At 37.4% G+C, this 13,161-nt stretch carries 11 protein-coding genes; 4 read left to right on the forward strand and 7 right to left on the reverse strand.

The annotated features are described in order from the left end of the window. The first annotated feature begins 63 nt into the window (after positions 1–63). Entirely contained in the window at positions 64–1,428 is a 1,365-nt protein-coding gene (locus AC1DDK_RS08250; RefSeq protein WP_172661581.1) for a peptidylprolyl isomerase, read from the forward strand. 5 nt (positions 1,429–1,433) lie between these two features. Beyond that, the gene (locus AC1DDK_RS08255) at positions 1,434–2,396 is read left to right on the forward strand and encodes an AAA family ATPase (RefSeq protein WP_172661582.1); all 963 of its coding nucleotides are present in this window, start codon (positions 1,434–1,436) and stop codon (positions 2,394–2,396) included. 1 nt (position 2,397) lies between these two features. Here AC1DDK_RS08255 and AC1DDK_RS08260 read toward each other — a convergent pair whose 3' ends face one another. The 7 genes from AC1DDK_RS08260 to mutL form a co-directional block, all read right to left on the reverse strand. After that, complete coding sequence (locus AC1DDK_RS08260; RefSeq protein ID WP_288881980.1) at positions 2,398–3,282, reverse strand: glycerophosphodiester phosphodiesterase family protein; 885 nt, start codon at positions 3,280–3,282, stop codon at positions 2,398–2,400. Between the two features lie 104 nt (positions 3,283–3,386). After that, on the reverse strand, positions 3,387–4,244 hold the full coding sequence (locus AC1DDK_RS08265; protein ID WP_172661584.1) for a nuclear transport factor 2 family protein: 858 nt from the start codon (positions 4,242–4,244) through the stop codon (positions 3,387–3,389). Positions 4,245–4,322: 78 nt separating this feature from the next. Further along, positions 4,323–5,783 carry a cysteine--tRNA ligase gene (gene cysS, locus AC1DDK_RS08270; protein WP_288881978.1) on the reverse strand — a complete coding sequence of 487 codons (1,461 nt, stop codon included), beginning with the start codon at positions 5,781–5,783 and terminating at the stop codon, positions 4,323–4,325. An 18-nt stretch (positions 5,784–5,801) separates the two neighbouring features. Beyond that, positions 5,802–6,914 carry an endonuclease/exonuclease/phosphatase family protein gene (locus AC1DDK_RS08275; protein WP_288881976.1) on the reverse strand — a complete coding sequence of 371 codons (1,113 nt, stop codon included), beginning with the start codon at positions 6,912–6,914 and terminating at the stop codon, positions 5,802–5,804. Between the two features lie 33 nt (positions 6,915–6,947). Next, the gene (locus tag AC1DDK_RS08280; protein WP_337717239.1) at positions 6,948–7,808 is read right to left on the reverse strand and encodes a rhomboid family intramembrane serine protease; all 861 of its coding nucleotides are present in this window, start codon (positions 7,806–7,808) and stop codon (positions 6,948–6,950) included. Beyond that, on the reverse strand, positions 7,801–8,526 hold the full coding sequence (locus tag AC1DDK_RS08285; protein ID WP_288881971.1) for a rhomboid family intramembrane serine protease: 726 nt from the start codon (positions 8,524–8,526) through the stop codon (positions 7,801–7,803). Before AC1DDK_RS08285 ends, AC1DDK_RS08280 begins: the two co-directional genes overlap by 8 nt. A gap of 6 nt (positions 8,527–8,532) precedes the next feature. Beyond that, positions 8,533–10,419, reverse strand: a complete 1,887-nt coding sequence (gene mutL / locus AC1DDK_RS08290) for a DNA mismatch repair endonuclease MutL (RefSeq protein WP_288881969.1) — start codon at positions 10,417–10,419, stop codon at positions 8,533–8,535. Between the two features lie 192 nt (positions 10,420–10,611). On the opposite strand from mutL, the gene AC1DDK_RS08295 reads away from it, so the two are divergent. Together AC1DDK_RS08295 and AC1DDK_RS08300 are read left to right on the forward strand one after the other, a co-directional pair. Then, positions 10,612–12,429, forward strand: coding sequence for a serine hydrolase domain-containing protein (locus tag AC1DDK_RS08295; protein WP_288881967.1), 1,818 nt, complete (start codon positions 10,612–10,614; stop codon positions 12,427–12,429). A gap of 124 nt (positions 12,430–12,553) precedes the next feature. Beyond that, complete coding sequence (locus AC1DDK_RS08300; protein WP_172661591.1) at positions 12,554–13,120, forward strand: DUF1579 domain-containing protein; 567 nt, start codon at positions 12,554–12,556, stop codon at positions 13,118–13,120. The last annotated feature ends 41 nt before the right edge of the window (positions 13,121–13,161 follow it).

Here is a 13,161-nt window from a genome sequence, read left to right on the forward strand (position 1 = left end):
GCTTCACGCCAATAGCACAGATAATATTAGATTTGCAAAAGAATATAATTGAACAACCATAGAATGAGGAAATTTTTAGTAACAGCAAGCGGATTGATTTGTTTGTTTTTCAACGTACAGGCTCAAAAGAAAAATATAGATAAAGTTGTTGCTGTATTAGGTAATAACATCATTTTACTATCAGATTTAAATCAACAATATGCACAATACTTAAATTCAGGAAATCCTGATGATGATAAAGTAAAGTGCTATATATTGCAACAAATGCTTGCTCAGAAACTACTTAAACAACAAGCAGAAATTGACTCTGTTGTAGTTGAAGAAGCCCAGGTTGATGAGGAAGTTGAAAAACGTATGCGTTATCAGATCCAGCGCGCAGGTGGACAAGAAAGATTGGAACAGTTTTTAAATCGCTCTGTTCTTCAGTATAAAGATGAGATCAGACCTGACATTAAAGAGCAGTTGATCTCTAATAAAATGCAGCAAAAAATAACTCAGGATGTAAACATTACACCGATTGAGGTTAAACGTTATTTTGATTCTTATAAAAAAGATAGTCTTCCTGATATTCCTACTGAATTTGAAGTTGGAGAAATTGTACTTCATCCAAAACTTACAAAAGCAGAAAAGCAAAAATTCTATGATAAAATTGATGCATTAAGGTTAAGAGTGAAAAGTGGTGAGGATTTTGCATTCCTTGCTAAATCTTATTCTGAAGATACAGGTTCAGCTGCTGAGGGTGGTGACCTTGGATTCTTCGATCGTACCAGAATGGTGAAAGAATTTACAGCTTGGGCATTTAAATTAAAACCAGGTGAAATGTCGCCGGTATTTGAATCAGAACACGGCTTCCATATTCTTCAGGTTATTGAACGCCGCGGAGAACAGGTTCAGGCACGCCATATTCTTATACGTCCGGAAACTACACCGGCCAGCTTAGAAAGAACTAAATTACAAGCCGATACCATTTACAAAAATATCGTAGAGAAAAAACTTCCATTCTCTACCGCTGCTTCATTATATTCTGATAACAAGGAATCTCAATATAACGGTGGTATGATATTATATGCAGATAACGTTACTGCCAGAACTACATTTATCCCAGCGGATAAACTAGATCCAAAAGTATTTGTTGTTGTTGATACAATGAAAGTAGGCGAAGTTTCTCAGCCTGTTTCTTTCACAGATCCAGATGGCAAACAAGGATATAAGATTCTTTATTTAAAATCTAAAATCCCGCCACATAAAGGAAACCTGGAACAGGATTATTCTAAATTCAAAGAGAAAGCACAACAGGATAAAATCGATAGAATGTTAAGTGAATGGTTCGAAAAAAGAAGAGAAAACACTTACATCAGAATTGACGAAGATTATGATGATTGTGATGAATTGAAAATTTGGACTAAAAATTCAACTGCTAAAAAATAACGCGTATGCAGTTTGAAAATGATATAAAGGCAGTAGATGCGTTGCATCAAGCTTATAACAACATTAGAACCGAAATAGGGAAAGTTGTTATAGGTCAGGAAGAAGTGGTAAAATCTGTTTTGATTTCCATCTTCAGTAATGGTCATTGCTTACTGGTTGGCGTTCCAGGGCTTGCCAAAACGTTGCTTGTTCAAACTGTTGCAGACGTAATGGATCTTAACTTTAACAGGATTCAATTTACCCCAGATCTAATGCCCAGCGATATTATCGGTGCGGAAATATTAGGTGAAGACAGAAATTTTAAATTCATAACCGGACCTATATTTTCAAATATAGTTCTTGCAGACGAAATCAATAGAACGCCACCAAAAACTCAGGCAGCTCTTCTTGAGGCAATGCAAGAGAAGGCTGTCACAGCAGCGGGACAAAGGCATGTATTACCAAATCCATTCTTTGTGCTGGCGACTCAGAACCCTATTGAGCAAGAAGGCACATACCCTTTGCCTGAGGCTCAACTAGATCGATTCATGTTCAATGTTCTACTCAGCTATCCTACATTCGCTGATGAGCTTACAATAGTAAAGAACACGACCAGCAACAACGACGTTAAGCTTAAAAAGATAATAGACGCCAAACAGATTCAGTATTTCCAAAAATTAGTAAGAAATATTCCTGTTGCAGACAATGTAATCGAATATGCCGTAAAGCTGGCAAGTAAGACCCGTCCTCATACAGCCTTGGCTACTGAAGATATTAATAAATATATAAGCTGGGGCGCAGGCCCAAGGGCATCCCAATTCCTTGTTATCGGAGCAAAATGTCACGCCGCGATATCGGGGAAGTATTCACCGGATATTGAGGATGTTCAGGCTGTTGCTGAAGCTATTTTACGCCACCGTATTGTGCGTAACTATAGAGCTGAGGCTGAAGGATTATCAATTGAACAGATCATTAAAAACCTGTTTTAGGTTAATTTTCTTCCAGTACCTTTTTATAAATATTAGGGTAATCAGTAACAACCCCATCTACGCCCAACCCGATTAGGTACTTCATATCTTTGATTGAATTTACTGTCCATGGTATAATCTTAACACCCGCCTCATGGCAGCGTTCTACCAATCCCTTACCTACTAATACTGAATAAGGGCTATAAACAGTTGGCTTAAAGCCAAGGTCAGCTATATTCACCTCAAAATCAATCTTTTCATCAATTAGCAAAGCTGTTTTTATTTTGGGGTAATTTTCGTGCAGATATTGTAGCGTTCTCACATCAAACGATTGTATGGTTACTCGTTTAGTTAGTTTCTTTTTAATCACGATCTCCATAATCAAGTCAACAAATTCTGCCGGTTCCGGATGGAACTCATTATCTCCTTTAGGAATAGTTTTAGTTTCTATGCTAAAATTAGGTTTTGGCAATTTTTTCTTTTTTGCATAACTCTCTACAGAATCTATGGTCTCTTCCAAAAGTGGTTTATAAGCTTGCATTTTTTCCTGATATGGGAATCTGCTATGTACCTTACTTCCAACATCAAATTTTTTGATATCAGCATAATCCATTTTATACATGTTATAACTCTTTTGGTTTTTGAGGGTTATAGGTTTTCCATCAGGACTAGTACTAATTTCAAAATTAAAATAGGGCTCTTGAGACAGTACTACCTTTTTATCTTTAGAAATCACCACATTCATATTTAGGGCATTAACACCCAGATCCAATGCCCTTAGCATACCAGGGATTGTATTTTCAGGCATTATTCCGCGCGCACCGCGATTACCTTGCAGATCGAATTTCTGCGCCATTGTTTGAAGAACGGTAATTAATATTGCTACTGTTAGTATAATTTTTCTCATTTGCTTTACTATATAAAAGAAAAGGTTTCTTAAATCAACTCTTTAAGAAACCCTTTCGTGATAAATATGATTTATAAAATAACGCTTTCTCCCGCTACATGTTGTTAACGTTCTGCAGGTGCAAATACCATTGCAACAAGGTTCCAGTTAAAATCAGCCTGACGTTCATAAATAAATACATAGTTGAAGCTCTCTCTTAAATCAGCTTTATAATCTACTGTTGCAACACCATATGTATAGGCTAAATCACCTCCATCGGCTTTATCCACCTTTGTAGTTTTTAACGACACCTTACTCATCATGCTATTTAAAAATGCAATTGCTTTATCCTTGCCAATAATAGGTTCATAACCTGGAAACAAAACTCTTGCATCCGAATTTAAGAATCCCGCAAAAGCCGATACCCCATAAGATTTAAGGGTAGCACTTAGGGTCTTTTCTGTAGTAGCTATTATATTCGCTCCTGTTGCACGTTCTTTATCATTTAAAAACTTTGGTTTATGAAAATCCTTTGGTTCTATAAACTCTTCTGTTACCTTATTTAATGGTTTATTATGTGTTGTACCAAGGTCTAAGACAAGTTCCCATTTCCCATTAACGGCCTTCCATATTGAAAGGTATTGTCCATAAAGGGTTTCTTTCCCGGCTAAGGTAAAAGGTCCTGTGGTAAACCCCCAGTCTCCACTTCTTGATACTTTTGCGTACACTGGTGTCCAGCTTAAGTCTTTAGTATCGTCTTCAGTTGCATAAAATGTTCTGGCGTTTACAGGGTTGGGTCTGAAAACCAAGCCATCAGCGGCTGAATATGTAGTAAATGCAGTTTTTGCACCATTTTTTGCCAGGTTCGCGGCAAAATCTTTCTCTGCTTTAACAAGTGATTTAGTGCTTCCATCTGATTTTTGAGCGTAAGCACCAATCGTCATGGATGCAACAGCAATTGTATAAAGAAATTTATTCATCATCGTTTTTAAATAGTTTCTGTGCTAAGATAAGGGTTGAGTAATTTTTTCCTTTAAAAAGTAATTAACAATTACACAAAATTAGATTTTATTCCAGGTTGTTCCATCTTTACTGTCTTTCAGTTGGATACCCATGCTTTGTAAACCCAATCGTATCTTGTCTGATGTAGCATAATCTTTATTCTCCTTAGCCCCTTTTCTTATGTCTATAACGAGATCAAGAACTGAGTTTAATTCAGTGTTTGAAGTCTCTTCGTCCTTCAATCCAAAAACATCAAAAACGAAATCATTCATGAGTTTTTTTAATTTTTCCAGCTCAACCTCAGATATGTTGCCTTTTCCATCATGAACGGTATTAATAATACGTACTGCTTCAAATAACTCCGCAATAACAACCGGACTATTAAAATCATCGTTCATTGCTTTTACACAATTGTTAAATATTGGTTCTATCTCAAAATCACTATTTGCTGAAGGAGTTAGCTTTTCCAATAAATTCACGGCATTCATCAATCTTCTGAAACCTTTTTCAGAAGCATCCAAAGCTTCATTGGAAAAATCCAAAGTACTTCTGTAATGTGCCTGAAGGATGAAAAATTTAACCGTCATTGGGCTAAACCCTCTTTCAAGTAAAGGATGGTTTCCTGTGAATAGTTCCCCAGGTAAAAATCCATTGCCGGCACTTTTAGACATACGTGTGCCATTTACAGTAAGCATATTGGTATGCATCCAGTATTTTGCGGGTTGTTTATGACTGCAAGCCTCCGATTGTGCAATTTCATTGGTATGATGAGTAGCAGCAAGGTCCATACCGCCACCATGAATATCAAATTCATCTCCTAAGTACTTTGCACTCATAGCCGAACATTCTATATGCCAGCCCGGAAAACCAACACCCCATGGTGATGCCCAGCGCATGATTGTTTCAGGCTTAGCTTTTATCCATAACGCAAAATCTAACCTTCCATGCTTTTCGTCTTGCCCACCCAATTCTCTTGTATTGGCAAGCATATCTTCCAGATTTCTGTTGGTTAATATGGTATAATTATATTCCTCACTATATTTTTCTACATCGAAATAAACTGTACCGTTTATCTCATAAGCATAGCCGTTCTTTATGATCTCCTTAATCATTTCAATCTGCTCAATAATATGACCAGTTGCAGTAGGTTCAATACTTGGAGGTAGTGTATTAAACATCCTTAATACATCATGGAAACCCAGCGTATATTTCTGAACAATCTCCATTGGTTCCAATTGTTCAAGTTTAGCTCTTTTAGCAAATTTATCATCTCCTTCATCCCTATCCCCTTCCAAATGGCCGGCATCAGTAATATTCCGTACGTAGCGTACTTTATAACCACTGTATTTCAAATATCTGAATATTAGGTCGAAAGATATAAAAGTGCGACAATTCCCTAAATGAACGTCACTATAAACAGTAGGGCCACAAACATACATTCCTACATTAGGGGCATTAAGGGGTTCAAAAAGTTCTTTCTTACGTGATAAGGTATTATAGAGCTGTAAGCCTGTATTCATTTTGCAAATGTAAAAATTTTAGGGGTTTAATCTCAAATCGCTGCGAACGGGAAAATGATCAGATAGTTTAGCATCAATAATGCGGTAATTGATCACTTTAATATCTTTAGTTGTAGCAATATAATCAATTTGAAAATTAGGGAATTTACCGTTATATGTTCTTCCAAGGCCAGTGCCTTGTTCTTTAAAAGTATTATTTAATGATTTTGTAAGTTGCGTTACTGCGTAAGATGCTGGAGTATCATTAAAATCACCTGCAATTAAGAAAGGGGTTTTACATGTTTCCATGTGATCTTTCATAATATCAACCTGGCCACTTCTCTTAACAAAAGCATTTTTAAGAAGCGTTAAAATTCGTTTCGAAGGCACAAGATCCGCATCCATCTTTTGCGTAACCTTATCTATATAACTATAATCTTGCTTATCGAATGAAATGGACTGCAGGTGCACGTTGTAAACCCTCAGTTTTTGCTTTTTAATCATTATATCAACAAAAATACTGGCATTGCCTCCAAAATTTTCGCCGAAGACAATGGTACCTTTGTCCTTTATGGGATATTTTGAAAATATAGCTAAACCAGTCGCCTCGTAATCGTTCGCAGAAGAAGGCACAAAATAATAGTATGGTGTTTTTAATATTCTTTTTAAGCTATCAGTGATATCATAAGGGCCTTTACGACGGGTAAAATACTCCTGAAAGCAAATGATGTCTGGATTTTCATTTCTTATAAGTTCCAGCATCTGTTGTTTCACCGATTCAATATTATCTAGCCCATAAGGTTTAAAGCTATGAACATTATAGGTCATCATTCTTATATGCTCGGGTTTCTCTTTGGCTTGTTCACCTGACTTGCCAAAGACCCCTATTGTTGCTGTTAAAGCTCCCCAGCCTACAAAAATCAATACAATCGTTCCAATCGCAAAGGTCCATCGCTTTCTAATACACCACCATACGATCATGAAGATATTGAAGAGCAGAATAAAAGGATATGCCAAACCAAAGAAGGGAATGTATTTATATTCACGCGGATCAAATCTACCAGCTAAAAAACCAAGCACTAAAGTAATTGCCAAAACAACAGCTGCCAGGCGAACTACTTTATCAATAAATGTTGGTTTATTTTTCTTCATTAATCTATACTTTACCCCTTCTATAAGCCCTATTTAATGTTTACTGGCTTTAAATAAAGTCTCCTTTTCTTCTTTTGTTAATTTATCATATCCCGACTTAGAAATTTTATCTAAAATCGAATCTATTTCTCGTTGATCAACCGATGACTCTTTTTTCTTAGCAGATGGTTTAGCTCCATTATTTTTAACCACTCTTAACTTAGGCTTTTTCTTAAAAAGATTACTCCAATCTGTTCCCTTCTGAAGTACTTTAATATATGTAAAACCTATAATCGCTCCTCCAATATGAGCAAAGCTACCACCTGCATTCGCAGAAGTGGTTCCTATTAAATCTAACACGATGTATGCTATTGCAAGATATTTCAATTTAACATCGCCAAATAACAATAACCTAATACTATAATCAGGTACTAGTGTAGCTGTTGCTACAATAATAGCCATAACTGCCGCTGATGAACCAATTATAACTTGTCCGGAAATCCCACTAATAAATACCGGAAAGATATTAAAAGCCAATGCGAACAATATGGCTCCTGCAAAGCCGCCCGCTAAATACACAAAGTGGAATTGACGCGGTTTCAGAAAATCTAAGAAGATTCTTCCAACCCAATACAACCACAACATATTAAATAGCAAATGGAGAAAACCTCCGTGAAAAAACTGATAGGTAAGGATGGTATAAAACCTTACAGGAAGCTTTGCTAATGAAGCAGGAAAACCAAAGTACTCTCCTATTATTGCATCGAAATTAACACCATTGCCTGAAAGAAAAAACGGAACATTTATGATCGCGACAATTACAAAAACAAACGTATTTAAACCTATATATAAATACGAAGGATTGCCAGAGTGAAATACTTTGTTCTTTAAGTCCTGAAATATACTGTTATTCATAATATCTATAGAATCTATTATTGTCCTTATCTTTCCAAAGCTTAACTAAAATAAAGCCAATTAATGCCCCACCCAAGTGAGCATAATGCGCAACTGAATCTCCTTGAACTCTTGCTACCCCCATACTTAGTTCAAAAAGAATGTATACCGGAATAATGTACTTTGCTTTTATCGGAACTGGGATAAACAGAATATACAATTCTGTATTTGGGTAGAGCACACCAAAGGCTACCAGCAGACCAAATACCGCTCCAGAAGCACCAAGCATTGGTCCATTGTATATTCCTATAAGAGTTTGAACTTGTGCTTCGGTAAGGTTTTGTAAGTGATAAAGCGCCTGACCTGGCATAGCTGTCCCTGCGATCTGATATACCTCAAATGCCTGTACAGCCCATTGAAGTGCCAATGCCCCTAGACCGGTTATCAAATAAAAATTAAGAAAACGCTTAGCTCCCCATCTTGACTCTAATACTCCTCCAAACATGTATAAAGCAAACATGTTAAAGAAAATATGCATAAAAGTCCCAGGACTATGCATAAACATATAAGTAATCGGTTGCCAGATCTTAAAAAATGGAGAATCGAAATAAAATACGGAAAGCTTTTCTACTAGTAAATAACCACCCTGACTATCTTTAAACATAAAAGTTGCAGCAAAGAAAATCACATTGATAATCAACAGGTTCTTTACAACAGGTGGTATATGGATGTTATTCATTCTTTATTATTTATCAAATTTTTTATCAAGTTCTGTTAGTCCAATTGTTTGAATAACCGGCTTTCCACTTATGCTAAAGTTAGGAGTTTTACACGCAAAAAGCTGCTCAATAAGCATATTCATTTCTGCTTGCCCTAATACTGTTCCACTTTTGATAGCACTGTTTCTTGCCATACTTCGTGCCAATGCATCTCTTTTATCCAGCTTCAATTCCTGTTGCGAATTTTTAAACCCCTCTATCAGATGTTCAAATAATTGAGTTTCATTTATATTACTGCTTCCAAGATCAACAGGAATCCCTTCAATAACTAACGTATTTTTACCAAATTCTCTTACCTCAAAACCCAAACTTTTTATGTCATCAAGTAAACTTTTTGCCAACTCATAATCATTAGGGCTTAAAGTAACCGTTTGCGGGAATAAGCTTTGCTGTGATGCCCCTTTTCTATCTTCAAGATGCAAAATAAAACGTTCATACAAAACCCTTTCGTGTGCCGACTGCTGATCTATTAGCATAAGACCAGATTTAATCTGCGATATAATATAGCGGTTATGAAGCTGCATCAGTTGCTTCTGCACAGGAACAAATTGATCATCGCCCTCATTACCAGGCAAATCAAGAGACGACTGCTGAGCAGGATTGTGATTTGCGATTTCATAAAGCGAACCCCAATTTTTTGTACTTGTCGGCATTTTACCACCTCCCGATCCATAGCTTTTAGGAAAACTTGCATAAGAAGAATCCTGACTATAGGATGAATCTCTTGCTGCCGGTTTATCTGCCGCAAAAGGGTTAAAATCAGGATTAAAGCTAATGCTCGGTGGTACTATCTCTTCGGGCGCTTTATGGGTTATCATACTGCTAAATCCGGTTTCCTGATCAAAATCTATGGTTGGACTTATGTTAAACCGCCCTAATGATCTTTTTACAGCAGAGTGCAAAATCGCATATATCGACTTCTCATCCAGGTATTTAATTTCTGTTTTTGTAGGGTGCACATTCACATCAATCTTTGAGGGATCGATATCAATAAATAACACATACAAAGGGAAGTTATCATCCGGTAATAATTCTTCATAAGCCCTGTTCACCGCATGATTAAGGTAAGCATCCTTAATAAACCTATTATTTACAAAAAAGAATTGCTCACCACGTGTCTTTTTAGCAAACTCGGGTTTACCAATAAATCCTTTTAAGTTAATTATAGAGGTTTCCTCTTCAACAGGGATTAACCGTTCATTATAATTATTACCAAATAAATGAACTATTCTTTGTTTTAAAGCAGAAGCTGGCAGTCTATAAATTTCAACGCCGTCATGATGAAGGCTAAAAGCAATACCTGGACTTGCCATTGCTACCCGTTGAAACTCATCAATAATATGACGCATTTCTGCCGGATTACTTTTTAAGAAATTCCTTCTGGCGGGCGTATTATAGAATAGGTTTTTTATACTGATACTTGTTCCCTCAGCCGAAGCCACTGGTTCCTGCTTAATAAAGGTGGCACCTTCAATCTCAATTAAAGTCCCTATTTCATCTTCATGCTTGCGGGTTTTCATTTCAACTTGTGCAATGGCCGCAATAGATGCCATTGCTTCCCCTCTGAAGCCCATGGTCCTGATCGCAAAAAGATCTTCGGCTTTACGTACTTTTGAGGTAGCATGACGCTCAAAGCACATACGGGCATCTGTAACGCTCATCCCGCACCCGTTATCTATAACTTGTATCAATGCCTTTCCGGCATCTTTAACAATCAATTGGATTTTATTAGCTCCCGCGTCTATAGCGTTCTCTAATAGCTCTTTTACTGCCGATGCCGGGCGCTGCACCACCTCTCCTGCTGCAATTTGATTGGCAACACTATCGGGTAAAAGTTTTATTATATCTGACATTTATATTCCTTGGTAAAGGTTGCTAATTTATGCAAAATAAGCCTCATATCGGCTCTTCTTTTCAGATAATTGATGAGCATTGACCAGATATTACCATAAAATTACCATTATATTTACATCGCGATCCGCGCATCAAAAAGTTAAAAATTACGTTTGTAAGAACAAAACTACATTAAGGGAGAAAATACACCTATGAGAAAAAATAACCTGGCAGGTATCATTGCAATTAGTTTCCTCGCCCTATTTACATTCACAGCCTGTGCTCAGGACCATAAACAAAACGAACAAACACTTGCTATTTTAAATAGTATCGAGAGCAACACTACCCTCTTAAATAACTATGAAAATGTAATCCCCCTGCTAAATCTTGACAAAAAAAATATAGCATCTGTTAACCTCGGATTTGCCAGTCAAACTATATTTGACAGTCTTTTAAATAAATACGCCAAAATTACCTCACTCTCTTCTGCCAATTATCAGAATTCAGCCGCTTTAAACGACCTCGAAGATGATCTGAAATATTTCAATATCGTTATTATTTCTCTTCCGTCCGCAGCAGCTAATGACGCCCGTAACATTAATTTCATTCAAAGTTTAAGCAGTAACAAACAGGTTATTGTTTCTTTATTCGGGGATGGACGAGCCCTTTCTTCCCTTGATGCAATTAAAGCCCCAATTGTGTGGACTGATCAAAGCACACCTTTGGCAGCTGCTATTACACCTCAGGTAATTTTTGGAGGAATTGGTGTTACCAAAAAGCTTACCGCCAACTTTTCAGCCAAGTACACTGCAAACTCAGGATTCACGACCCTTCCAATCCGTTTAAAATATACACTCCCGGAAGATGCGGGTATAAATACTGATAACTTAAGAGAGATTGACAATATTGCCAGTGAAGCTATTAATGCACGGGCTACTCCGGGGCTTGTAGTATTGGTAGCTAAAGATGGGAAAGTGGTTTTCAATAAAGGTTACGGGACACACACTTATGATGACAAAAGCCCGGATAAGGTTACCGACATATTTGATCTGGCCTCTATAACCAAAATTACAGCAACTACTCCAACTGTAATGCGCCTGTTTGAAGAAAAAAAGCTTAAACTGGATACAAATATAGGAGCCTATATCCCTAAGGCCAGAACAACGCCAATGAACAACATCCAGGTAAGAGAGGTTATGCTTCATCAGGCAGGGTTCATTCCATATATTCCATTCCATGATGCCATCAAACCCACTGATCATAGTCCAGATTCTTCGGCTGCCTATCCAACAAAAGTGGCCGATGGATATTATGTAAGAAAGGATTATTTTAAAGACATAATGTGGCCTAAAATGTTAAATGCCCCAATCAGAACCAGAGGCAAATACGTATACAGTGATATTAGCATGTATGTAATGAAGGATATTGTAGAGCGCATCAGCGGAAAACCGCTAAACGAATACGTTAGCGAGAATTTCTATCAACCCCTCGGCATGCAAACAGCAGGTTTTCTACCTCGAAACAGATTCAGCAGAGAGCAAATCATCCCAACTGAGAACGACACTTATTTCAGAAAAACCTTATTAGTAGGATATGTTCATGATCAGGGGGCGGCATTAGTTGGTGGCGTGTCAGGACACGCAGGTTTATTTGCAAGTTCAAATGATATGGCTATTATGTACCAAATGCTGCTTAACAAAGGCACCTATGGAGGTCAGCAGTATTTTAAACCTGAAACAGTAGATATGTTTACTCAAAGACAATCAGCAGTTAGCAGACGTGGATTAGGATTTGATAGATGGGATCCGGATTTGACAAAGAAATACCCTTCAGAACTTGCATCCTCACAAACTTATGGACATACAGGTTACACCGGTACGTGTGTATGGGTTGATCCATCAAGAGGCCTTGTTTACATATTTCTTTCAAACAGAGTAAACCCTTCTGTAACCGATAAACTAAGCACAATGAAAATCAGAGGAAGAATTGAGGATGCAATAATTAAGGCGGTTGACAAGGGCGTAAAATAGCCAACTAACCTTCTGAATCTCAAATAAATGTATAAATCACTACACAACTTTGTACATTTAAATACCACAGCTCATATAGAGGCGTTTTTTTCGTAAATTAGGTATAACCTAAAATCATATAGTTATGAAAAAAGTATCAATTATTGCGGTTCTGCTAATGCTTATCGCAGTAGGCAGAGCCCCAGCTCAGGACGACGCCATGATGAAAGCCTGGGAGGCCTACATGACACCCGGTGATGTACATAAAATGATGGCCAAAGATGATGGCACATGGAATGCAGAGGTAAGCATGTGGATGAGCCCCGATGCCCCGCCAGCAAAAAGTACAGGCTCTTGCACAAACACCATGATCATGGGTGGACGTTATCAGCAGTCGGCCTTTAAAGGAACCATGATGGGAAAGCCTTTTGAAGGTATGGGACTTATGGGATATGATAATGCAAAAAAAACATTTGTTAGTTCCTGGGTCGATAATATGGGCACTGGAATTATGAATATGGAAGGAACATGGGATGAGGCTACAAAGTCTATTACGCTTAAAGGAAAAACTGCTGATCCAATGACAGGCAAGGACCTGGATGTTCGAGAAGTATATAAAGTAATTGACGATAAAAACCATCTGATGGAAATGTACATGACCACTGATGGCAAGGAAATGAAAACCATGGAGATTAAATTTACCAGAAAATAAGAATTTAATCCGGGTGATATTCCACAATAAGGGCCGGTTTT

Source organism: Pedobacter sp. 05T44 (assembly GCF_056395985.1).

Excerpts from the sequence above, each read along its gene's own strand:
- AC1DDK_RS08300 (WP_172661591.1), top strand. The coding sequence starts at position 12,554 with ATGAAAAAAGTATCAATTATTGCGGTTCTGCTAATGCTTATCGCAGTA.
- mutL (WP_288881969.1), bottom strand. The coding sequence starts at position 10,419 with ATGTCAGATATAATAAAACTTTTACCCGATAGTGTTGCCAATCAAATT.
- AC1DDK_RS08250 (WP_172661581.1), top strand. The coding sequence starts at position 64 with ATGAGGAAATTTTTAGTAACAGCAAGCGGATTGATTTGTTTGTTTTTC.
- AC1DDK_RS08265 (WP_172661584.1), bottom strand. The coding sequence starts at position 4,244 with ATGATGAATAAATTTCTTTATACAATTGCTGTTGCATCCATGACGATT.
- AC1DDK_RS08285 (WP_288881971.1), bottom strand. The coding sequence starts at position 8,526 with ATGAATAACATCCATATACCACCTGTTGTAAAGAACCTGTTGATTATC.
- AC1DDK_RS08275 (WP_288881976.1), bottom strand. The coding sequence starts at position 6,914 with ATGAAGAAAAATAAACCAACATTTATTGATAAAGTAGTTCGCCTGGCA.
- AC1DDK_RS08295 (WP_288881967.1), top strand. The coding sequence starts at position 10,612 with ATGAGAAAAAATAACCTGGCAGGTATCATTGCAATTAGTTTCCTCGCC.
- AC1DDK_RS08260 (WP_288881980.1), bottom strand. The coding sequence starts at position 3,282 with ATGAGAAAAATTATACTAACAGTAGCAATATTAATTACCGTTCTTCAA.
- AC1DDK_RS08280 (WP_337717239.1), bottom strand. The coding sequence starts at position 7,808 with ATGAATAACAGTATATTTCAGGACTTAAAGAACAAAGTATTTCACTCT.
- AC1DDK_RS08255 (WP_172661582.1), top strand. The coding sequence starts at position 1,434 with ATGCAGTTTGAAAATGATATAAAGGCAGTAGATGCGTTGCATCAAGCT.
- cysS (WP_288881978.1), bottom strand. The coding sequence starts at position 5,783 with ATGAATACAGGCTTACAGCTCTATAATACCTTATCACGTAAGAAAGAA.